The organism is Peribacillus sp. FSL K6-5616 (assembly GCF_038008245.1).
GTDB lineage: Bacteria > Bacillota > Bacilli > Bacillales > DSM-1321 > Peribacillus > Peribacillus frigoritolerans.
Window position 1 is genome coordinate 2694486 of the sequence record NZ_JBBOYT010000001.1, and the last position, 23444, is coordinate 2717929.

The 23444-nt window shown below is 37.7% G+C and carries 22 protein-coding genes and 3 pseudogenes; 9 read left to right on the top strand and 16 right to left on the bottom strand.

The window, feature by feature from the left end; all coding sequences use genetic code 11:
* Positions 1-294 precede the first annotated feature (294 nt).
* Positions 295-723 carry a MarR family winged helix-turn-helix transcriptional regulator gene (locus MHB45_RS12850; RefSeq protein ID WP_048682085.1) on the bottom strand — a complete coding sequence of 143 codons (429 nt, stop codon included), beginning with the start codon at positions 721-723 and terminating at the stop codon, positions 295-297.
* 268 nt (positions 724-991) lie between these two features.
* Entirely contained in the window at positions 992-1618 is a 627-nt protein-coding gene (locus MHB45_RS12855) for a fumarylacetoacetate hydrolase family protein (protein ID WP_048682126.1), read from the bottom strand.
* Between the two features lie 566 nt (positions 1619-2184).
* On the opposite strand from MHB45_RS12855, the pseudogene MHB45_RS12860 reads away from it, so the two are divergent.
* Positions 2185-2388: pseudogene (locus tag MHB45_RS12860) on the top strand (IS5/IS1182 family transposase); the annotation flags it as partial.
* Positions 2389-2627: 239 nt separating this feature from the next.
* Here the strand turns inward: MHB45_RS12860 and MHB45_RS12865 are convergent.
* Positions 2628-3263, bottom strand: coding sequence for an FMN-dependent NADH-azoreductase (locus tag MHB45_RS12865; protein ID WP_048686842.1), 636 nt, complete (start codon positions 3261-3263; stop codon positions 2628-2630).
* A 244-nt stretch (positions 3264-3507) separates the two neighbouring features.
* Here MHB45_RS12865 and MHB45_RS12870 point away from each other — a divergent pair, with 244 nt between their 5' ends.
* The 3 genes from MHB45_RS12870 to MHB45_RS12880 all read left to right on the top strand — a co-directional run bounded on the left by MHB45_RS12870 (position 3508) and on the right by MHB45_RS12880 (position 5959).
* A complete protein-coding gene (locus MHB45_RS12870; protein WP_176702907.1) occupies positions 3508-4326 on the top strand; it encodes a histidinol-phosphatase in 819 nt (272 codons plus the stop codon).
* A gap of 340 nt (positions 4327-4666) precedes the next feature.
* Positions 4667-4828 (top strand): hypothetical protein, encoded by a 162-nt coding sequence (locus tag MHB45_RS12875; protein ID WP_153246147.1) that lies wholly within the window; start codon positions 4667-4669, stop codon positions 4826-4828.
* 963 nt (positions 4829-5791) lie between these two features.
* Positions 5792-5959 (top strand): hypothetical protein, encoded by a 168-nt coding sequence (locus tag MHB45_RS12880; RefSeq protein ID WP_153246146.1) that lies wholly within the window; start codon positions 5792-5794, stop codon positions 5957-5959.
* 350 nt (positions 5960-6309) lie between these two features.
* On the opposite strand, the pseudogene MHB45_RS12885 reads toward MHB45_RS12880, so the two are convergent.
* A pseudogene (locus tag MHB45_RS12885) lies at positions 6310-7164 on the bottom strand (MBL fold metallo-hydrolase); the annotation flags it as partial.
* A 451-nt stretch (positions 7165-7615) separates the two neighbouring features.
* Here MHB45_RS12885 and MHB45_RS12890 point away from each other — a divergent pair.
* Complete coding sequence (locus MHB45_RS12890) at positions 7616-7780, top strand: hypothetical protein (RefSeq protein ID WP_153246145.1); 165 nt, start codon at positions 7616-7618, stop codon at positions 7778-7780.
* A gap of 220 nt (positions 7781-8000) precedes the next feature.
* On the opposite strand, the pseudogene MHB45_RS12895 reads toward MHB45_RS12890, so the two are convergent.
* Positions 8001-8296: pseudogene (locus MHB45_RS12895) on the bottom strand (transposase); the annotation flags it as partial.
* A 192-nt stretch (positions 8297-8488) separates the two neighbouring features.
* Positions 8489-9115 carry a hypothetical protein gene (locus MHB45_RS12900; RefSeq protein ID WP_034311227.1) on the bottom strand — a complete coding sequence of 209 codons (627 nt, stop codon included), beginning with the start codon at positions 9113-9115 and terminating at the stop codon, positions 8489-8491.
* Between the two features lie 429 nt (positions 9116-9544).
* Between MHB45_RS12900 and MHB45_RS12905 the strand changes: the two genes are divergently transcribed.
* Positions 9545-10165, top strand: coding sequence for an NAD(P)-dependent oxidoreductase (locus MHB45_RS12905; RefSeq protein WP_048686837.1), 621 nt, complete (start codon positions 9545-9547; stop codon positions 10163-10165).
* Between the two features lie 166 nt (positions 10166-10331).
* On the opposite strand, the gene MHB45_RS12910 is transcribed toward MHB45_RS12905, so the two are convergent.
* A complete protein-coding gene (locus MHB45_RS12910; RefSeq protein ID WP_048686844.1) occupies positions 10332-11072 on the bottom strand; it encodes a hypothetical protein in 741 nt (246 codons plus the stop codon).
* Between the two features lie 398 nt (positions 11073-11470).
* Here MHB45_RS12910 and MHB45_RS12915 point away from each other — a divergent pair, with 398 nt between their 5' ends.
* The 3 genes from MHB45_RS12915 (at position 11471) to MHB45_RS12925 (ending at position 14824) form a co-directional block, all read left to right on the top strand.
* Entirely contained in the window at positions 11471-12061 is a 591-nt protein-coding gene (locus MHB45_RS12915; RefSeq protein WP_422395101.1) for a TetR/AcrR family transcriptional regulator, read from the top strand.
* Between the two features lie 25 nt (positions 12062-12086).
* On the top strand, positions 12087-13289 hold the full coding sequence (locus MHB45_RS12920; protein WP_063593921.1) for an MFS transporter: 1203 nt from the start codon (positions 12087-12089) through the stop codon (positions 13287-13289).
* A 204-nt stretch (positions 13290-13493) separates the two neighbouring features.
* A protein-coding gene (locus MHB45_RS12925) for an IS3 family transposase (RefSeq protein WP_226990452.1) occupies positions 13494-14824 on the top strand; the annotation gives its coding sequence in 2 pieces (ribosomal slippage) (positions 13494-13866 and positions 13866-14824; 1332 coding nt in all).
* Between the two features lie 98 nt (positions 14825-14922).
* On the opposite strand, the gene MHB45_RS12930 is transcribed toward MHB45_RS12925, so the two are convergent.
* The 9 genes from MHB45_RS12930 to murQ form a co-directional block, all read right to left on the bottom strand.
* Entirely contained in the window at positions 14923-15651 is a 729-nt protein-coding gene (locus MHB45_RS12930; protein ID WP_048683639.1) for a GntR family transcriptional regulator, read from the bottom strand.
* A 112-nt stretch (positions 15652-15763) separates the two neighbouring features.
* A complete protein-coding gene (locus MHB45_RS12935) occupies positions 15764-16630 on the bottom strand; it encodes a MurR/RpiR family transcriptional regulator (RefSeq protein ID WP_048683641.1) in 867 nt (288 codons plus the stop codon).
* Positions 16631-16655: 25 nt separating this feature from the next.
* Positions 16656-17552, bottom strand: a complete 897-nt coding sequence (locus MHB45_RS12940) for an N-acetylglucosamine kinase (protein ID WP_072273978.1) — start codon at positions 17550-17552, stop codon at positions 16656-16658.
* 34 nt (positions 17553-17586) lie between these two features.
* Entirely contained in the window at positions 17587-18690 is a 1104-nt protein-coding gene (locus MHB45_RS12945) for a DUF871 domain-containing protein (protein WP_048683647.1), read from the bottom strand.
* Positions 18691-18704: 14 nt separating this feature from the next.
* Positions 18705-19034 carry a PTS lactose/cellobiose transporter subunit IIA gene (locus MHB45_RS12950; protein WP_034307713.1) on the bottom strand — a complete coding sequence of 110 codons (330 nt, stop codon included), beginning with the start codon at positions 19032-19034 and terminating at the stop codon, positions 18705-18707.
* Between the two features lie 80 nt (positions 19035-19114).
* The gene (locus MHB45_RS12955; protein WP_081088812.1) at positions 19115-20461 is read right to left on the bottom strand and encodes a 6-phospho-beta-glucosidase; all 1347 of its coding nucleotides are present in this window, start codon (positions 20459-20461) and stop codon (positions 19115-19117) included.
* 230 nt (positions 20462-20691) lie between these two features.
* Positions 20692-21981, bottom strand: coding sequence for a PTS sugar transporter subunit IIC (locus MHB45_RS12960; RefSeq protein WP_048683650.1), 1290 nt, complete (start codon positions 21979-21981; stop codon positions 20692-20694).
* Between the two features lie 48 nt (positions 21982-22029).
* Positions 22030-22335 carry a PTS sugar transporter subunit IIB gene (locus MHB45_RS12965; protein WP_034307721.1) on the bottom strand — a complete coding sequence of 102 codons (306 nt, stop codon included), beginning with the start codon at positions 22333-22335 and terminating at the stop codon, positions 22030-22032.
* A gap of 39 nt (positions 22336-22374) precedes the next feature.
* Entirely contained in the window at positions 22375-23259 is an 885-nt protein-coding gene (murQ, locus tag MHB45_RS12970; protein WP_072273977.1) for an N-acetylmuramic acid 6-phosphate etherase, read from the bottom strand.
* Positions 23260-23444: the final 185 nt, after the last annotated feature.

Below are 23444 nucleotides of genomic sequence, written 5' to 3' on the forward strand. Positions count from 1 at the left end.
ACAATACAGATAACGATTGAGGGAGAGTTCAATTTTCGCTCAAAAAAAAGAATGCCAGGAGCTAACAATTCTTCGCCCTGGCATTTTTATTATAAGGCATAAATCAAATTTATCCTCTCTGGTAAAACAAACCTATTTCACCCCAATCAAATGCATGCGCTTACATTCAACTTCGGAGAAAAACTTCTCTCTTTCTCAACAGATCCGTTCATTATTACCTTACTGGGCTAAAGGTATATTCCTATCTAAAATATATAGAAATAACCGACTTCACGTTATAAGGGAAGAACCATATTATAATTTCTCGATTAAGGATTGTAATTCCTCTTGAAGGTTTCCTTTTGAAAAAGCAGAGTGCAGAATTTCATGAACTGTATTTAATGATATTTGTAGTTTTTCTTCACCTAATGTAGTTAAACGTGTGTAAATACCTCTTCGATCATCTTCGCATATTTGCCTTTGTAATACGCCGCAGCTTTTTGCTTCAAGCCTGACTACCAGCCTGGATATAGCACTTTGACTTAATCCTACCATCTCTTGTAATTGTTGTAGCCTCAATTGTTTTTCGCTTGTTTTGGATAAAAAGTAAAGAACGTAAAACTCTTTTAATGAAAGGTTATGATTTTTTTGCAAAGCACTTTCCAGCTCATTCATAATGCTCATTTGAATATTTGTAATCGAGAGCCAATTATCTAAATACTTCTTTTCTTGGTTGTTTTTCATGCACATTCCACCCTGTTCTATCCTTTATAATAAAATTTGGCACTTTAATTGATTATCATAAGGCATATAAATTGTTCTAAAATACTTCATGAAAAATAATTTTACCAAAGCCAGAATTTTTATGGTAAAACTTATTTGAAAAAGTGCGTGCCATATTGGCCGTTTCCATGTAAGTTATTTGGTTCTTCTCATTTTAGACGAGTTTCTTCTTTTTGTCTAAAATTGAGTTAATCCATAAAAAAAGCAGTCAAAATGACTGCTTTTTTCTTTAACGCATTGTAACTGAACAGGACCCTATTTCATTTCCACCCCAGTTAAGTGAAAGCTGGTCTTGATCTGAAAGAGGACCGACGCCACTTGGAGTACCGGTAAAAATTATATCTCCTTTTCCAAGCCCAAAATGCTCTGCTGTAAATTCTATAATGGTTTGCAAATCAAAAAGTAAGTCTTTAATATTCCCGACTTGTACACGCTCTCCATTTTTTAAAAGGGAAAAATCTAATTGTTCACATGCTTCAACACCTGGAAACGGAATAAAATCACTAACAACTGCCGAATTTTTGAATCCTTTAGCCAAAAGCCAAGGATGCTGTTTTTGTTTTAACTGTGATTGAACATCTCTAAGTGTCAGGTCCAAACCAATGGCCATGGAATCTACTATTTCATCTACTTTCATTCCTGACTCGAACTGTTTTGCGATATGTATGACAAGTTCAGTTTCAAAGTGAACGGAACCCTGATTACTCGGCAACGTAATTGACTGACCGTTTGCTTCCACGAGCGAATGAGTTGGTTTTGAAAATAAAAAAGGGGAAGTTGGTATTTCATTATTCAATTCTTTTGCATGCAAGGCATAGTTTCGACCTACACAATAGATATTTTTAATGTCTTTCATCATAAAAACCACTCTTTTCTTTTAAGAAATAAATATTTAAATGATAGTGGAACAATTTGAAAACCTTACTCATGGCATAAGAAGAAGCCCTCCGATTTAAGTACATTTTATATTTTTCTGACTTTTTATACAATGATTAATATAATTTCATGTTCGAATGACGTTAGGGCGGTCCAGATTTTAACATGCGGATAAAATACGAAGTCTTAATGCCCTATGATTGGTGAAGAAGAATACATCCACATAATTATTTTTTATTTTGACAAAAAAAGAGCCAACAAAAATTGTTGGCTCAAACTGTAGACAAACTCGATGAAAATCGAGTTTGTCTATTTTTATGGCTTGTACAATTTGGACGTTGATTTCCACTCCAGGCACTCGCTTTCCGCGGGCGGTCGGGGAGCCTCCTCGGCTTTCGCCTGCGGGGTCTCCCCTAGACGCGCTTTTCCCGCAGGAGTCTCGTACCTTCCGTTCCAATCAACTTTGTCTTACCTTTTAGATAGAACACTTTTGCCTGGAGTCATGTTTGTTTTAAAATAGAAGTATTAAAACTTGAGGTGATGAGGATGCTTTCTAAACATGATTCTATTCAGCGAGATCAACTTGAAATGATTACTTTAGATCAATTGGTGCCACCGAACCATTTGGTTCGTAAAATGGAGGCTGCCATTGACTTCACTTTCATTTATGACTTGGTGAAAGATATGTATTCAGAGGTAGGACGCCCAAGTATTGATCCAGTTATTTTAGTTAAACTGACTTTCATTCAATAATGGAAACCATAGTTGAAACAAATATGGCTTACTTTCGCTGCCATTAATTTAAAGAAGAAGGCCAATTGGACATGGCGAGGACCAAAAAAATGGCCTAACATAGTGGGTTCGTAGAGCCCCAATCTCTTTAACTTTAGGAGAAATTCAGAGGGAATTTCAAAAGGGGTTCAGAATTTTTTAATTCCGAACCCCTTTTGTCGACAAACTGAGCCAACAAAAATTGTTGGCTCCTTGATTTAAAAAGTAGAAGCTAGATCTTTTGAACGTGCTATAGCATTTTCTTTAATTTCTTGTGCTTTATCAGGCATTGCTGCATGTCCTTCAACGAATAAACCTTCAAAGGAAGGCACTCCGAAGAATTGCATAATGATATTTAGATATCGGTGACCCATTTCCAGTTCAGCTGCCGGTCCTTCTGAATAAATACCACCACGAGCTTGAATATGCAAGGCTTTCTTATCAGTTAAAAGACCAACTGGGCCTTGTTCGGTGTATTTAAATGATTTACCTGCAACAGCAACGGAATCAATATATGCCTTCATTACTGGCGGAAACGAGAAATTCCATAAAGGCGTTACAAATATATATTTATCGGCCGCTATAAATTGCTCACATAACTCTGAAAGTCGACTAACTTTTGCTTTCTCTTCCGACGAGAGTTCTTCAAAACCCTTTCCAGATTGAAGTTTCCCCCAACCACTGAAAACATCCACATCAATTTCAGGAATATTTTCTTTATAAAGGTCAATATTCACAATTTCATGGCTAGGATTTACTTCTTTATAAGTGTCAAGAAATGCTTTTCCAACGGCCATACTGTAAGATTGCTTGTCATCATGAGGATGGGCCGTGATATACAATACCTTTGTCATTCTATATATCCTTCCTTTCCTTTTACATATTTGAACATTTTATTTTGCCTAGGAAATTCAACACTTATACCAATTACTCGAACTAAAATATCTTTAATTGATGGGTATAAAATTAAATCCGTAAGATAGAAATTCGTTTTCGAGGGTAGTAAGGTATAAATCTTCTTTCAATTTGTGAGAAAGGATGTGAATTTTGGATATGATAAAATAAGACAATCTGGTTCACTTTAGGAGGACTAAGAAAATGACGAATTCAATAAAATTTGATCTCCACACTCACCATGAACGCTGTGGACATGCTATCGGCACAATTGAGGATTATGTAAAGCAAGCCATCGAATACGACTTGCATTATATTGGGATTTCTGATCATTCTCCATATTTTTATAGTGAGGACGACCATCTTTACCCAACTATTGCAATGGCAAAAAGTGAACTTGTTCCTTATATTGAGGAAGTACTTCGCTTAAAAGAGAAATATGCCGACAAAATTCACGTGTTATTAGGAATGGAAAGTGATTTCTTCCCTGATCACATTGAAGTCTACCGCGATCAATATCTTTTACACCCTTTTGACTACATAATTGGATCTGTTCATTATGTTCAGGATATTAGCATTTTTAAAAGAGGGCGTTGGAATGGCTTAACCTCTAAAGAACAGTCAAAAGTAAAGGATGAATATTATGAATTAATACAGAAATCGGCTAAAAGCAGAGTGTTCCAAATCTTAGGCCATATTGATGCAATGAAAGGTTTTTATCCAGCCTTTTCTTCCATTGAGACAGACATTATTGAAAAAACGCTAAAAATCATTAGTTCAGAAGATATCGCCATTGAGATTAATACCTCTGGTAAAACGAAAGATTGTGGTGGGTGGTATCCAGCAGATGACATTTTAGAACGAGCTCTTTTCTATGATGTAAAGGTAACCTTTGGATCGGATTCGCATACACCGGAACGTATTGGCGATGAATTTGAACTAGTTAAAAAAAGACTAAAGGAGATCGGCTTTTCCGAGTGGGCTTACTTTGTTAAAAAGGAAAGGATTCTCACTCCACTTTGACCTTTCAATCAGAACAGGTCCGATCATTAGAGCTTCCTGTAACCACATGTGGAATGAACTTTTTCAATCCTTTTGCTACTAAGTAGGCCGAAGTCCAAAAATTAAAACTGAATCCTGTTAAACCCCTCAACTGATCAATGAATCGGTACCATTTTTTTTTATGGGCATAAAATAATCATTATGCATCCTGTCATAAAAATCATCACGATTGCTTACACATTTTTCTCCGTTCATTTCAATGAATTCCAGTCATCGCCATATTTTCTTGCATAAAATAAAAGTATTTAGGGAATTAATAACTAACCATTCGTTTATATTATAAAAAGGAGTTGATTTTGGGATGATTGATAACCCATTTCATAAAGAGAATGACGAAACCCTTGTAGAGTCAGTTGAAGGTGGTATCAACTCTTCAATAGGGCGATCCGAAGCCCAACCAAAAAACCAGTCAAAAGATCCTGAATTCGATCTTTTTGGCACAGTATTAAATGGGTATCTTTAATTTATACTTCCTTTTGAATAACCTTATTTCAAGACCTAAAACATTATAAATTCCTAAAAAGAAGAGCACGTATTAGTCACGCATAATATGTGCTTTCCTTTTATTAAATTCAAGCGCCCTTTTCTGAGTTAAAGCTGGTGTAAATGTAAAAATCTTATTTGTCATGAAACCTCTAAATTAATTCAACACTTCGTTTATATTCACTTTCACTTTTAATTTCCTCTGATCTTGAAATCCTTACCTCATATCTTCAATCATGAAACCAGCTTTTTTAAAGGTTGGTACTATTCTTCAATCGTTCGGTGATATTTACCTTCATATCGATTCAAGGTTCTACCCTTACGCCACTATTAATCTAATCGGCAACTATCCAATCTTAAATGAAACAAGGATATCGCGACTTTACCTCAATCCAAAGGTGATGTAAGGATACATTAAGTAATAGTTGATATAGTCAAAAATGGATATTTCTCATTTATCAACTGGATATCTGAATATGTTCGAAAGCTTCGTATGCTAAGCCAATCCGATGAAATCATGAAACGCCCCGAAAGAAAGCATGGTTAATCAGATGAATTGTTGGATAGACTTAGTATTCTCAAAGACTTCGGGAGATTTTTTCAATGTGACAGGTTACTAAAATGATGAAGGTGAAAACGATGAGCGTCTAAACCATGCTTCCGATAAGTTTGTATAACCAATTGGGTATTATGGTGATTTTTAACGGAGTTCATTTGAAGTAGGGAAAAACCGTATGTTTGTACCGCTCAGCTTTCATCTTGTATTTTATGGAATATCCCTTTATTGACTTCAAAAAATCAAATTTTTTCCGTACATGCCTTCTAACTTACATAAGGAGAAATGAATCAACCTATTCATGAATAATATCAAAATTTAAATACAAAATATAAAAAGGTTAAAGGTTTAGCCTTTAGTATAAAAATAATGAAGGAGACTTTTAAAATGACACAAAAACAACAATATCAGCAAGCTATAATTGCGGCGCAACAAGCCAAACAGGCTATACAATCTGCCCAGGTTAATGATAATCCACAACTATTCCAACAAGCACAGCAACAGCTTGAAGAAGCTCAACAACAACTTCAAGAAGTTCAACAGTCTTGGTTCTAAATTTCATACGTAATGAAACGTTCTGGATCAAAATGAATAAAATCAAGGTGAAGAGAGAGTGAAAAAATAAGCATTATCATAGACTTCCTGGAGCCATTCACGATATACATGTCGGGGATTTTTTTCGTTCTGTTTTCCTTAATATTTGACTTAAAAAAATCTTGATTTCTGTCCGCCGTTTTTTCCTCTATATGTATAAGAACTATATAAAATTCCTCGTCTTTTTCACTGATTTCTTCCGACGGACGGCCTAGCTCTGTTTTTCCTTCTTTACCTAACTAAAAAAGGAATCCTTCTTTTTGGATTCCCTTTAGAAAAAATATGCATTTATTTGGCTTTGGTAAGGCGGCTCATGTTTCAAACTCTCTAAGATTAATTAATAGGCATAACTCATTTGCTCGCTGAAGCTGGTCTGTTTTAGCTTCCCGAGTTCGCCTCGTTAACCGGCTGTTGTACTTGTACCTCTCCCCTATTTCAATGGATAGTAAATCCTCCCCTACTAACACAGTTCCTTCATATGTTTTTTTTGTTCTTTCGAGCAAATCAGCTTTTTCTTCTGTTAATCCTCCCAATAATACTATATGTGAGTACACAGCAAGTTTTGGTTGTATTTGGCTAAAGACTTTACCTGCTTCCTCCGGTGTAGTGTGAAGATCAAGTATATTGGCGATTGATTCTGATTGAATATCAGGTTTTGCCGCTGCAACCTCATGAATCACCACATCAGCACCTTTGGCAAATTTTATAAGATTTTCATTATAGCGGGTGTCGCCTGAGATAACTACTGAATGTCCTTTGTAATTAACCCGATAACCGAAAGCCGGTTCTATTGATTTATGGTCAACCTTGAAGGCTATTACTTCAATTCCCTTTTTGTTATAGACAATACCCTCCTCTCCTTCAACGTTCCCATTTCCAGAGTCATCCCTTGCATCCAAATCGGCTTTATATGCTTTATTCATATGTACCATCATTTTCTCGGTTCCCTTAGGTCCCCAAATCTTAAATGCTTGCTCTCTTTTCCCTCCTGTTGGTAAGGAACCTGTAAGCCATACGTCCGGTATGCCGATTGTATGATCCGAATGCAAATGCGTAAGGAATAACTTATCAACACTTCCTGGTAACATATTCGCTTTATATAATTGTAAAGCGGTTCCGCGTCCAGCATCAAAGAGGAATTTTTCATTACCAACTTCTACAAGAGTAGCTGGACCGGAGCGGGATGTACTTAAAAGTGGAGAACCTGTACCTAATAGGGTTACTTTAAAATCGGTTTACTGGACCGCTGTTTGGCCAAATGAAGGAAGAAATAATGATAATGATAGAATTATGGTCACTACCAATAAAAAACCAAACGAAGTATTCCTTAATCTTTTCTTCATAACAAAAACCTCCTGTCAGATTATTTGACTGTACACAAGGAAAACCCAGTTGTTTCTAATATAAAACCTTGTTTCAAAAAACAAATGCGCAAAATAAATATTATAATATTTATAATATTCAGTCAATGATAACCGAAATAATATCGTGTATGTTGTTTCAACCTTCCATTAAGACAACCGGACTCAATTTGGGAAAGAAACGGAAATAATCTTAGTGAATATTGGATGAATCGTTCATACTAAATAAAAAATAACTGTTCAAGAAGGAGTTTATATGCCAAAAGAAAAAAATAATCCAGCTCAGCCAAAAAGTCAGGTTAGTCGATTAAACGACGTGATGGAAGTGGATACAGATGTCAATGAAGATCCTAATCGGGAAAAATTATTGGACGAATCCGTTGATGCTTTTCTAAAATCGAAAGAAGGACAGGGATATTAGGGGCAAAATTGTGGCCGCTATTGACTTGTTTTAAGACGTTTTTATATTTTTTCACGTTAAATGGGCCCCTCATGAAGCTATTGAGCGGCCCGTTTTGTTTCCTTATCAACGGGGATACCGCCACATCGCCATCAAGGTAAGCGCGCAAGAGATAATATACAAGGATGTTCTCTTTAATTTGCAATGGTAACGCTAAAAATACCGCATGACATAAAAACCATCCATGTTGAAATTGATTCATAAGCTCTTCCGTTCTAACTGAATAAAGAGAGTACCTTTCTTCACAGTCCCATTTTAAAAAAACTCTGGTTCATCATTCTTACGATATATACGAGAATTCAACTTCAAACGTGAGATTTAGTAAGCACCTTCATCATTCATTTTCTGTAAGCTGTAAGTCGAAATACCCTAAATCCCTTATGTATAAGCCTTTCGGTTGAATGGTTAGACCCGTGGAACCGAAGGTGGTTTTATCATTTTCCCTCGCTTTTCCTACTAAACGTGGAGGAACTCGCCACCCCCTCAGGGCTCATGAGGACACCTGTAGATGCTTCGAGGCGGCTACACAATTGTGTGTTTTTATGAAGTAAATCTTTTTGTTCGTGATAACAAAAAAGGAAATATTTGTTTTTGTGTGAATAAGTCGAAAATATATAAAGGTGAACTAAACATTGTATATTTTCGACTTATTGCTAAAGTACCAGGGTTTCATTCACATCTGTACTTGAACTGAGGCTCTGTCTGTATATAAAAAGCATTTCTTACTTGTGCACTCCAATTTGCAAAGGCTGATCTCCATTCAGGAGTGTTAAAGAATTGATCTACAGTTTGAGTTTCAGAATGCCAAACTATAAATAGGTTGAGTGGGGCAATTCCTCCTGCCCAAATTCCATTATTTGCGTCAGTATCTTCTTCCCTTACTAATAATAAGGGTAGACCAAATTGAAAAGCCATTGAAGGTTCTACTTGTGAATAAACTGATCCTGTCCAGAATGGAGTGGAAGGTGGAAGGGGTCCTGCATTGACATCAACTGTTTGAATTTTAAAACGACGAAGGTTTACTGCCAACATTCCATAGCTTGATGAAACTAACCGACGAATATCAGTTAAAATGGATTCAGGATAACTTTCGCTTAATGGTAATGTACGCGGAAAAAGTAAAGCATTCTCAATCTCTAAAATTAGACGGTTTAGAAACCGTTGTTGGTTGTCATTTAAATGAGTCGTCGTACTTAAAAATATAGGAATACGATAAGCACGATCAATACACTCTTGGTGCGCCGATTCTATTTTCGCTTTATCTTTACGTAAAGAGCTATGCTCATTATTACTCACTTTCTCTTCATCCTTGCGTGAAGAGCTATTCTTACTTTTACTCACTTTCTCACCTCCTTTTTTTATTAGTATATGGAAAAGGAATAAGTGAGCTTGGACATAACAGGATTTCATATTAGAAAGGCTTTATAAAACAAAAATTAGTAATTTTATCTAAATATGAATAATTTTATAAAAAATTTATTTAATTTATCTGAAGCAGTAAATAGGTAATCTTTCATTAAGCTATCCACAATAAGCTTTTGGATGAATTCAATGTTGAGGAAAAAATATACCCACAAAAAGATTGTGGGAAAATGCTCTTGGGCATGGGGTACCGCCAGCAAACACTGGATTATAATGATTTAATGCACAAAACTCCCCATTAGTTGAAAATGACGATACAATGTTAGTGGAATAATTATATTAGAAAAAAAGGAGGTCGTTTCCATGAATATTTTAATTTTGGGTGCAACTGGACGAGTTGGGGGTCAATTAGTTATTCATGGTCTGCAAGACAATCATCATGTTACCGTTTTAGTTCGCACTCCAGAGAAGATCGCTATAAACAATGACAATTTAACCATCATTCAAGGTAATGTTTTAAATAAAGATGATATCGTACGTGCCATGCATGGAATTGATGTAGTTATTAGTGCACTTAATACTGATGGGACAACGACTTTATCAGCAAGTATGCCACTAATTATCGAAGCTATGAAAAACGAAGGTATACAACGAATTATAACCATTGGAACGGCAGGTATCCTCCAAAGTAGAACAACCCCAAATTCTCTGCGTTATCAGACAAGTGAATCAAAGCAGAAGTCTACCCGTGCAGCGAAAGAACATCATGAAGTTTTCGATTTGCTTAAACAATCAACACTTCAATGGACAATTGTCTGTCCTACGTATTTGCCGGATGGAAAGAGAGTTGGTATATATCGTATAGAAGGCGACTTTTTGCCGGAGGATAGTATTGAAATATCCGTTCCGGATACAGCAGAATTTGCATTTAGCCAAATAAAAAGTAACGATTTTTTAAAAGCACGTGTAGGTATCGCCTACTAAAAATTCCAATATGCAAGAATCCCCTTGGATTAAATCGTATAGAAAGCCGGTCAATTTTCTTCGTCAATGAACACAGTCAGGTGAACCATTGCCAGGAATATTTCCCGGTTTCTTTTGGGCGAAGATTTTGCCTGTACCTTGTTCATGGACCATCTATTCCATTGTGCTATATTTCCTCTCCGAAAATAGCCACATTCTGCCGGTCAGGAGCAAATGCTTTCCCGTTCCATTTCAATACGTTCTGTACAAATCCCAGTGAGTCGGCATTGTACCTCCCTGCAATCCTTTGATACGCTTCGAGCTCATATATGCCATCCCTATTGAAATCAACCGGATATAAACCAGATAAAGGATTGACCCATCCTTCAATCGGCGCCTTCAATATACCATCCTTGTTATAAATTTCAGATAAATATTCCTGATCCTTATAAGTCAGGTCAAGAATGTACCTTTCTTTTAGGTAATGACTGTTCACCTTTACTTTGTATTGGTTTTCATAATGAACATCGTATTGAAAGGATTCATTGAATGAATCTGAATTAAAAATGGTCATGAGTTGACCGTTAAGGTAGGAAAAAACATACGCATAAATGGAACCCCCGCTTCCTCCTGTATCAATGACCACTAATATGTCATCCCCCTCATTACCTGTAAAATCACCAAGAAAAAGGGTCGGATTATATCCTGCGTCATTTTTCATGGGAACTTGTTCATATTGATTAGTCCTCCCATTTTGGATAACCAAAGTTATATTCCTCCAAAAGGGGCTATCAGGGGTTTTATTTGCGGTAAGAAAAACATTGTCCTTTGTCCCGTCCCCATCAATATCTCCCTGTCTTGAGGTCACTATGACTGTTCTGCTGGAGTTCATTTGTCTTGAAAGAACGGTTTGGAGGTTCAATTGCATGTCTACCAGTTCTGTTTTGGAAGGATAAGGATTCTGAAACGACAAGGCGTTTTCTATCGTTTGCAGTGCTTCATTTGTTAATCCGGCCCTACTTTGGGTCTCAGCCAAAGAGTACCAATAATAAGGATGATTCGTTTCTTGTATTTTTGTGTAATAGTAATGAATCGCATTTCTGATGTCATACATATCCAACTTCATCCCACCTGCCTCTTTATTATCCATATAGAATTATATGCAGGAATTTTGTGAATAGCCTAGAGTGCATATCTATGTCCTTTTTAAACATAGCGCCATAATTATCAATGATCTCGGGCATAATACTTTTTTATTAACATATTCGCTTGCATATATTTATGTAATTTGCTATTATAACTGACGAACGTTCGTTAAATTATGAGGTGATATTATTGAAAAGTAATGAAATTAAGGACGCCGCTCTAAAATATTTCACGATTCATGGTTATGAAGGAGCTTCGCTTTCTCAAATAGCTGAAGAAGTCGGCATGAAAAAGCAATCCATTTACGCTCATTTTAAAGGAAAGGATGATCTTTTCCTGCAAGTTTTACGTGATGCGAAAGAGACGGAGCTATCGTCGAAACTCCAATATTTCAGTAAAGTTGATTCAAAAAATCCTGAAAAAGACTTATACGGATTCCTTCAATTGGTCATCGACCTTTTCCAAAAAAATGAGCATATAAAGTTTTGGCTGCGTATGTCCTTTTTTCCGCCAGCGCATCTTGAAAAAGAAATCGGGCAGGAAGTGATAGATATCGAGGAAAAGGTGCAGGCGATCCTGGAATGTAAATTCCATGATTGGATCGATGCCAAATTAATCGTCGAAGATGAAGCCATAACGCCGACCTATTCATTCTTGGGAGTCGTGGATTCCATTTTGCTTGAGCTTGTATACGGCAATGATGAGAAAAGGCTGAAGGATAAATTAACTGCCTCCTGGAAAGTGTTTTGGAGGGGTATTTCACAAAAATGATTCACAATGAAAGTGGTGTTAAAACATGAATAAACCAATTAAAGATCAAAAGGCGGTATTAATTATCCTTCTAAGCAATATATTCATTGCTTTTCTGGGAATAGGACTCATCATCCCCGTTATGCCGTCATTTATGAATATCATGCATTTATCCGGAAGCACAATGGGCTATCTGGTTGCCGTATTTGCGGTTTCACAGCTTGTTATGTCTCCATTCGCAGGTCGTTGGGTTGACCGTTACGGCAGAAAGAAAATCATCATCATCGGCTTATTCCTTTTTGGTGTTTCGGAACTAATCTTCGGTGTAGGGACAAACGTGTCGGTGTTTTATTTATCAAGGATCCTTGGCGGAATCAGTGCCGCCTTTATCATGCCAGGTGTTACTGCATATGTTGCGGACATTACATCCGTTCAAGAAAGGCCTAAAGCAATGGGCTATATTTCAGCCGCCATTAGCTTGGGCTTTATAATAGGACCAGGAATCGGTGGCTTTGTTGCAGAATATGGTATACGCTTGCCCTTCTTCCTTGCGGCGGGCATTGCTTTTATAGCTTGCCTTTCATCAATGTTCATTTTAAAAGAACCGATGACAAAGGAACAGCTTGCAAAAGTTTCTGCTAATACAAAGCAAACGAACTTTATCGGCGATTTAAAAAAATCTCTGAATCCGCTTTACTTTATTGCGTTCATCATTGTATTTGTACTCGCTTTTGGTTTGTCAGCCTATGAAACGGTTTTTAGCCTATTTTCTGATCATAAATTCGGCTTCACGCCGAAGGATATTGCCATCATCATTACAATAAGCTCTATTTTCGGAGTTGTTGTGCAAGTATTCATGTTTGGAAAGCTGGTAGATATACTCGGCGAAAAGAAGCTTATCCAATTATGTTTAATCGTCGGGGCCATTTTTGCGGTAGCATCCACTATGATTTCCAGCTTTTTGGCAGTACTAGTGGTAACTTGCTTCATATTCCTTGCATTTGACCTGCTTCGTCCGGCATTGACGACATTTTTATCAAAAGCTGCCGGGAAAGAACAAGGATTCGTTGCTGGAATGAACTCCACCTATACGAGCTTAGGGAATATCGCCGGGCCATCCATGGGAGGATTGCTTTTTGACGTAAACATCCACTACCCTTATCTTTTCGCTGCTGTCATTATCGTCATTGGCCTTGGCATTACTGTCATTTGGAAAGAAAACCGATTGACAGAAAGCTTAGCGAAATAATGAAAGTCCCGGATTGTTGATCGTATCTTTCCTTTCTATCTGGCAAATTCTCAAACTTGAAAAATGATATTCTACTAAAAAACCCCCCTTGTCCATTTGAAATGTACCCTATAGAGTAGACACCTAAAAAAGTCTCCTATAGGGTACTTTTTTGTATAATTAAGAAACACAACGAGAAAACACAACATGGGACTGGAGAAGGTTATGAGTAAAAAGCTTTTTACAGAGAAAGAAATCAAACTACTATCATCTAATAATTATGTTAAATCTGTAAGTTCAAAAGGAATTACTTATACTGATGAATTTAAGCATATATTTATAGCGGAAAAACAGAAAGGCAAGTTCGTAAGGCAAATATTTGAAGAATTTGGGTTTGATGTAGAGGTTTTGGGGACGGAAAGAATTAAATCAGCGAGTAAGAGATGGCAAGCAGTTTACGAGAAGAACGGGATTATTGGTTTATGTGACACTAGAGCAGGAAATTCAGGGCGCCAAAAGGAAAGAAAACTTACCCTAGAGGAGAAAAATGCTCGCTTAGAAGCACAAATCAACTTACTAAAGGCAGAAAACGAACTGTTAAAAAAGATTCGTTTTGCAGAAAGGGGGATGAAGAAGTAGTTCTTCCTCCTTTCCAAAAATATATCCTAATTCGCTCCGTGATTGAAAAATATCAACTAAAACATATGGTGAAATACCTTTGTAAAATAGTCGGTGTTTCAAGAAGTGGTTATTATAATTACTTCTCAGTGAAATCACAGGAAAAAAGAATTCGAAAAGATGAAAAGGATGAGGTAGTGAAAGAAATCATCATAAAAGCATTCCATTTCAAAAATCGTAAGAAAGGGGCTCGTCAGATCAAAATGACTTTGGCGGGTCAATTTAATGTTGTCTATAATTTGAAGCGTATCCGGCGAATCATGAAGAAGTACAGCATTATATGCCCTATTCGGAAGGCAAATCCGTACAGACGAATGATGAAAGCCACTCACGAGCACCGTGTGGTGCCGAATCTTTTGAAGAGGGAATTCAAACAGGAAGTTCCAGGTAAAATACTACTGACAGATATCACATATTTGTTCTATGGCCAAGGAAAGAAAGCTTATCTATCAACGATTAAGGATGCTTCGACCAATGAAATTGTGGCTTACCATGTATCAGATCGCATTACCATGGACCTGGCTACGGAAACCCTCCTCAAGTTAAAGAAAAATCGAAGATTTCACAAAGCAAAGAATGCCTTTATCCACTCTGATCAGGGAACTCATTATACCCATCCGGACTTTCAGAAATTAGTAAAAAAACTGGGATTAGGCCAGTCGATGTCAAGGCGCGGGAACTGCTGGGATAATGCACCTCAAGAATCTTTTTTTGGCCATTTTAAAGATGAAGCCTCTATTAAAGCATGTTCAACTTTAGATGAATTAAAAAAAGAAATTAAGCAATATATGACGTATTACAATCACTACAGATACCAATGGAATTTAAAAAAGATGACTCCTGTTCAATACAGAAATCATCTTTTTCAAGCTGCCTAGGCTTTTTTTAAACTGTCCTTTACAAAGGGTACATTTCAATTTGGGCAAGGGGGGTTTTTAGTTATCTTTTGAGAACGGGATTATTACTCCCATTTTGCTCACGATAACCGCTCCAAATTGATTTTGAATGTATACCGATCAGCCCGGTAGACAGATCTGACAACCGCAACTGGTTGATTGGTTTCAAGGGTACTTCTTCGATCTATCAACAATACAGGGGAACCTTCAGCTACCCCGAGCATTTCCGCCTCTTTTTTTTGAGCGATGGCGGCTTCAATTACCTGTCTGCCATGCTTGATTTTTAAGCCGAACTTTTTTTCAACATAATCATGAATGGCACTTACAGCTATTTCTTCCGTAAGGTCCAGGGCATGATCTTTAGGGATGTATAGCTTTTCATATGCCATCGGCAACCGATCAGCAAGCCTTACACGTTCCAGTTCGAAAATAGCGGTACCTGCTTCAACCTCAAGCTTTGCAGCAAGTTCATGATCTGCCTTGACCTCCGTAAAACTGATAACTCGCGTACTTGGTTTAAGTCCTCTTGAAATCATATCCTCTGTAAAGTTAGTCAGACCTTGCAAGGGCGGCTCCGATTTTTGTTCGGCAACGAATGTTCCTTTTCCGCGCTGCCTGTATAAATAACCGCCATTCACGAGGTTAGAAATGGCCTGTCTCACCGTCATCCTGCTTATGCCATATTTTTCAGTGTATTCTTTTTCTGAAGGAATCATCTCTCCTGGCACCAATTCAAGACTTTGAATCGCTCCTTTAATCTCCTCTTCAAGTTGATGATAAATGGGACTCGGAGAATTCTTTTGGATCATTCAGCTTACATCTACCTTTCATCGTGATGTATATTTTTACAAGGCATCCTGATCGGAACATCTCAAGCTAAAATTTAAGTTCGTTGATTTTATCCGTTTTATAGGGCGTCATTTAGGTATCCAAATTCCTTTTTGTGAATTTCAATACCGATTCCCTTGAACGTTCAATTTCATTTTTATTTTCATTATAGTATTTAGAAACATACGCATAGAAAATAATGCTGACCGTTAGAAATTGAGCAAAAAGCGAACTTGTTGCAGCACTTCGGAATTTAGCCTCCGGTGCACGTACATGATTTAGTGACATATCAACTTTTTTAGTTAGTCCATTGTTCCCCAATCGCGATAAACCAATTGTTTTAATACCATATGCTTTAGCAATATCAACGAGTTCCAGAATTTCTTCAGTTTCGCCACTATTGGATATACAGAAAAAAACGGTATTCTTTGATGATGCCGCAAGTGCAGTGGCCGTAATATGCGGGTCTTGATTGGCACTTACAATCTTTCCTAACCGTAACCATTTCTGTGTAATATCTTCAGCAACGAGCCATGATGCCCCTAAACCATAGACATAAATCACATCTGCACTCCTCATGGTTTCAATGATATTGTCAAGAACGGCCTCATCCAAATAATGTGCCGTTTCTTGTATGGCCTGGACGGAGTTGGATACTATTTTATTTTTAATCGATGCTATTGTTTCATTAGGCTCAATGTCATGGAAACCTTTTTTCTCCGGCTGGGAAATCAGGGATGATAGGGATACCTTCAGTTCTGAAAAACTATTAACTTTTATGGAATGACAGAACCTCGTAACTGCCGAACTGCTGGCATTGGCATGGTCAGCCAATTCATGTATCGTCATTCTTACTATATCTTTTGGATTTTCTAAAATATATTGTGCAATTTTCTTTTCTGATTTGGGCAATTGGTTCAATAAACTTTCAATTCTCAATATAATATTTTCGCCGTGCATATGATTTACTCTCCTTGATCTTTACTTACTTTAAATGCTTCATTGCTATGTAGTAACAACCCAAGGTAGCTGATACGTCTTCTAAAACGAATTTTACATTTGGGTTTTCAAGTTTAATATGATTGATGAATGAGTTTTGCACCAATGGTATATTTGTCAATATGCTACCTTTTAATGCAATTGTAACATTCTCACACAACTTTAACTTCTTGATAACCTCAAGCGTTTGTTTTGCAAGGTGGTACCCGGCCTGATTCAGAATATTTTGCGAGAAGCCATCACCCTTCTCCGCATGTTGGACTATTTGGGGAACAAACGCCGCAATCTCGGATTTCGTGGCAGAATAAATGAATTTCTTCAGTTCCATTACACTAAGATAGCCAAGTTTTTTCAGTATCGACTCGGTTAAATGGCTATATTCATACCCCTCATCCTCTTCTTTCGTCATTCTTATAAAAGCCTGCATGGCGATCCAATAGCCACTTCCTTCATCCCCAAGAATGTGTCCCCATCCACCAGCCGATTTCTCGATTCCTTCATGGATGCCGATACTTACAGATCCCGTTCCGGATATGGTCAAAATGCCATCATTTCCTTTTAGCAAAGCAGCATGAGCGATAATTGCATCATTTACAATGGTGAACGGGGCCTTAAATGCCTTGCTTAATGCACTTTTTATGCCCTGCGGATTTTCAACTCCTCCATACCCGGCTAATCCTAAACAAATGTATAGGCAGCTGCCATCATCAATAGGAGTCATGCTTTGTTCAATTGCCTGTATAATGTTAGCGGTGGCTTGTTTTTCATTAATAAGCAGGTTTCCAAACCCCGCTCTGCCTTCACTAATTTTATTACCATCCATATCATAAGCCACTGCTTCAGTTTTGGTCCCTCCGCCGTCAACACCGATAATATAATTCATGTCATTCTCCTATTCAGTAAAAAAGGAAGGAATATCACCGTTCCTTCCCTGATCCATTAATATTGAATTGGAATTTCCCCCATGGTTCCAAATAATCGAGGAGAAAAATTTCCTCTTCTGCTATTCGGCCAACTACATTCGTTTTCCCCGAATTCTTCATTTCCTTCAATGCAATCTGCAATTCCCCTTTATATTGTCCATAGAGCTCGTTTTCAATTAAAATATCACCGCGTCTAATATCAGGCGTATATGTTGGTTTAAATTCTTCGCTCTTATATTTCACGCGTGATTGAGTCGAGCGAATCAGATAATCGGAAACATCTCCACGGTAAAAATGGAATTCTTCCAATACTATTTTTTTCTCCAAAGCTGTTATGGTTTCGTGTAGGTTCACATTAAATGTTAACAGACCGCTGTTTACCGAGCTAAGCTGTTTCAATTCATCTTCAGATGCGTAAGCATTTGCTATGATTACATCATCAATCAATCCTGTTGCATACAAATGTTTCGCTTGTGTTGTAATCGGTAATTCCCGGTGCATTTCCAATGTACATAATCCTTCCATTATAGGCCAAGGTCCGTACGTTGCTGCATGTGAGCTGATGAAAGCTGCCGTGCGGATATTATGCTTTTTGAATGACTCACAGCATTTAATGAAATGCGGATAGCTCAATCCTGCATAGCGATGGGGATAGAAGTTGTGCGATCCAACTAAATTTTCTTTATTTGGTTTGTAATCCATGATATTTTCTAGATACTTCGTTGCATTACTCATGTTTATTTCAATTTTTAGATCATATGGATTATGTGTCATGATCGACTCTTCGTTGCCTGTAAAACCCATGTCCAGCCTGATTCCATACGCACCTAATTCTGCAAAAAATAATAAGTCATCATAAGAAATGCCCAGTGAACCGAATACTCGGGGAGCAATATCGACCATCACTTCCATATTCAATTGATTGGCATAATGAATCGTTTCTTTAAATTCTTTTAAAATCTTCTCTTTGTCTCCTTCGACAGAAAGCAAGCAAGTAAAGATCTTTTTGAAGCCATATTTGTGTGCAAGTGCAATGTATTCCATGTCTTTTTCAACGGTTGAATGCTCTGGATAGATAGATATACCGAGTTTACCCATTTTTAATCACCTCTTTACTGTTGTGGGGCTAGCTTTTTTACTATGCGAATCATGTGTTCTATTAGTTTTTGTTCGCTCATTGCAGTCATCAAGTGATCTTGAGCATGAATCATCAATAAAGTTTTCTCACTTGGAACTCCATTCAATTCTGCTTGAATGAGCTTGGTTTGTGTCTTATGGGCCATGTTCAATTCTTCCTGGCCTTGTTTAATTAGTTCCTCTGCCTTTTCAAAATTAAATTCTTCCGCTTCTTTCAGTGCTTCGAATGCTAATCCTCTTGCATTTCCACTATGTGATATTATTTCAAAAATTTCCATTTCGTTATTGTTCAGTTCAGTTGACATATCATTACACTCCCATTTTATGTTAGATTATGAAGGTTCATTGGATTACCGTAATCCAGATTCACTGCTTAAAACACCATTCACTTGATGTTCGGAACAGCACTTTCACTGAAGAATCGCGGTAAGTATTCTTCATGCGCTTTTAAAAGTTTTTGTAAAACCATTTCCGCCAGGTCATCACTTGGGATGAGTGGGTTGATGGTTAAAGCCAATAACGCTTTATCATAAGAACCTGTAACGGCTGCCTCAGCACCAATTCTCTCAAATGATTTGATTTGTTGAATCAAGCCATGCACTTGTACGGGTAATTTACCCATAGCCATAGGAATTGGTCCATTCTTGGTGACGATACAGCTTACTTCGACTGCTGAATCATAATCAATATCAGTAAGCGATCCTTTGTTTTGTACATTTAGCACTTGAATGTCTTTTTTATCATTATAAATAGAAGAAATGACGTTACATGCTGCATCACTATAGTAAGCTCCACCGCGCTGCTCTAGTTGTGGAGGCTTGATGTCAAGGGTTTCATCCTTGTATAGGTCAAATAAACCTTCTTCTAATTTTTTCACAATTTCAGCTCGGGTTTTCCCTGATTTGAATGCTTCCAACTCTTCTTCTAAAATCGTTTTTGTTTTGTAATAATACCGATGGTACGGGCAAGGCACCACTCCTAAAGATTTCAAAAACCTTCTGTTCCATGCCAATGGGGCTATATTCTTCATCGTCAGCTGAATTTCAGGATTGCCAAGCATTTCAAGCACTTTATCTGTTACCTCTTGATTATCAACGAACACATGCATCCCGAATACCATGTGGTTTAACCCGGCGAAATCTATATGCACTCTCTTCATATCGACACCAAGCATGCTAGAAATAGACATATGCATATTAAATGGAACATTGCATACTCCAATGACTTTTTTATGCTTACTGTAGCGGAGCAGGGCTTCCGTTACCATCCCCGCTGGATTTGTGAAGTTAATTAACCATGCATCAGGGCAGAGCTCCTCCATTTCTTCTGCAATTTCCAGAAGTATGGGTATCGTTCGTAATGCCTTGGACAATCCTCCTGCTCCATTTGTTTCTTGACCAATTAATCCTAATTCCAACGGGATCCTCTCGTCCTTGATTCGTGCATCAAGTAAACCCACTCTCATTTGAGTTGTGACAAAATCAGCATCTTGCAAGGCTTGACGGCGGTCTAACGTTAGATGTACTTCCATTGGAAGTCCTGCTTTTTCAACCATCCGTTTTGCCAAGGTTCCTACAATCTCCAGTTTTTCTTTTCCTGCCTCAATATCCACTAACCACAGTTCCCTAATAGGCAACTCATCATATCGTTTTATAAATCCTTCTATTAATTCTGGCGTATAACTGGAGCCTCCACCGATTGTGGCAATCTTCAGCCCTTTTTTCATTTCCATTTCCCCAACACCTCATCGTAAGCTAATCTGGATCCTTCATTCATTTATAGATTATTGCATAACAAACCAGTGCACTTACCGCTAATAAAGACAAGAATGAAGCCAAAAAATAGAAAGGCACTTTTGTAACTAAAAAAGTGAATCCTGGATGTTGAATTCATGTCCTTTCCCCCTCTCAATTTATAAAAGGAGTTTGGAGCATTAGTCCCAAACTCCCTTTTAGGCATTCCTTATAAAGCGATATTTTTATTATCCGTTGTTTCTACCATGTTTTCCTGTGCTAAAAGCTTTTTATCGTACATCTTAAAGAATGGCAGATATATAAGGACCGAAATGGTTAAATTCACCATCACGAGAACAATGGCTCTCCAATCACCGCCCGTTGAAAGGTAGGCACCTATTGGAGCGGGCAATGTCCAGGGAACCATTACATATGTCGGGTTCACAAGGCCGATGGACGTTGCTATATATGCAAGTGTTGCTCCAATCAGCGGTGTAATGATGAATGGAATAATCAGTACCGGGTTCAGTACAATCGGCATCCCAAAGATAACAGGTTCATTGATGTTAAAAAGGCTCGGCACAATTGTTGCTTTCCCCATTGCTTTACTATAGCTGGACTTCGCGGTTAAGAGCATGGCTATTACTAATCCCAATGTTGCACCAGATCCACCAATCCAAATAAACCATTGGAAGAATGTTTCAGGAGCTATGTGGGGAATTGCCTTTCCAGCTGCAACTGCTGCCGAGTTATTCCCCAAGTATACTTCCCATACCGGACGGGCTACGGCACCTACCACTGATACGCCATGAATACCAAATGACCAGAAGAATGTAATCAAAAATACTGGAATTAATACACCTGGCAATGTATCGCCAGCACTGATGAGTGGTGCAACCGCTTTATCAACAAGTGAATGTAAATCAACAGCAAAAACGACTGTAATTAAAGTCATGACAAGCAGGACAATTGAAACTGGTATTAATGCTTCAAATGAACGGGCTACTGAAGTTGGAACAGAATCCGGCATTTTAATCGTGATATTTTTTGTTTTACAAAAACGTAGAATTTCGACAGCAAAAATGGATACAAGCATTCCTACAAAAAGGCCATGGCCTCCGAGATTTGTCATTGGCAAAACAAACCCCACATCATCCATCATCTCTACACCAATTGTGAACAGGAAGGCTGCCAATGATAGTAAACCTCCAGATAACGGATCAAGTTTATAGCTTTGAGATAAGCTGTAGCCTATACCAAAAGTAATATATAGCGTCATGATAAACATCGTTAATCGATATGGAATTAAAATTTCAGCTATATGTTTTGCAGACCATTCACCTAATGCAGTATCTGCTGCAACGGGCGGAAATGCAATGATCAAGAATAAACTGCCAAAGATGATGAATGGTAACGCGGAAACCACACCATCCCGAATTGCGCGTAAATGCTTTTGCTCAGACAGTTTAGCCATAGGTGTTGAAAGATTATTTTCTAAAAAAGCTACAAACTTGTCCATTCGTGTTTTCCCCTTTTACGTTTAGTGATAAGAAATTGTAATTAGTTATTATTTTGCTAGTTCCGTTACCAGTTTTAATAGTTTAGGTCCGCCAAGAGGGCTGTAGGCTTGGGCTGGAATGGCTTCACATGGGACGCCCGCTTCATCTGCAGAAGCCTTAAAGCCATCGAAACGATGTTTGACTTGCGGAGCTACCATTGCAACATCCCAGCCATTTCGTACTTCTGCATCGAATTCTTGAGTGCCGACCGCCAATACTTCTATGTTTATACCCTGTTTTTCCCCTTCCTTTTTTAAAGCGCTTACAACGATTGCACTGGACATTCCACCTGAACATACGAATAATACCTTCATTGTTTGTTCCTCCAATTTTTTATTTTTTTATAAAAAGCGTTAAATCGTTTTTCTTATGAATCCTTGTGCTTTCACTAAACGATTTGAGGCTTCTTCATATGATACATTCGTTAATATCATGACAATTGCAATTTTAGGCTGGGCATGTGCCTTTTCTAAAAATTCATCTGCAATTTCATAGCTACAGTCAGTAGCATCCATGATAATACGTTTTGCACGTTCAACCAGCTTTTCATTAGTTAACTGTAAATCTACCATTAAATTCCCATAAACTTTTCCAACTCCAACCATTGAGGCGGTGGAAAGCATATTGCATACTAACTTTTGCGATGTTCCAGCTTTTAAACGTGTAGAACCCGTCAGGACTTCAGGCCCATTTACAACTTCAATCGCAACTTTTGCAATCTTACCTATTTCGGAACCTTTGTTACAGCTTATCGACACAGTTCCTGCACCAACTTGATTGGCATATTCCAATCCAGCAATAACATATGGAGTGCGTCCACTAGCTGCAATGCCCACTACGACGTCCCTGTTTGTCAATTCGATTTTTTTCAAATCTTCTGGACCTAATTCAAAACTGTCTTCAGCACCTTCAACCGCCTTAATGAAAGCCTTTTCCCCACCAGCTATGAGACCCACTACTTCACTCGGATCGGTATTGAATGTTGGGGGACATTCTACTGCATCCAATAAACCGATGCGCCCGCTTGTTCCCGCACCCATGTAAATTAATCTGCCGTTTTTATTCATGGCTTCAACGATCATCTCCACAGCTTTAGAAATTTGCGGAAGTTCTTTTTTTACACAATGGGCAACTTTAATGTCTTCTTCGTTCATCACTTCTAAAAATTCAAGAGTTCCCATTTCATCTAAACTCATGGTCTTTTCATTGCGACTCTCTGTCGTTAAATGCTCTAGCATACATATCATCCTTTTTTATTTCAGTGGTGAAAGTGGTGAAACTTTATTAGCTAAAGAGACTATATCACTATTAAAAATTAATTTCAATATTGTGTATACATTTTTAAAAATTAATTTTAAAATAAAAGTAAGGTAACTAATGATTGTTATCTTTCTGCTAAAAATTAAAAGTGAGCCGAGTGGCC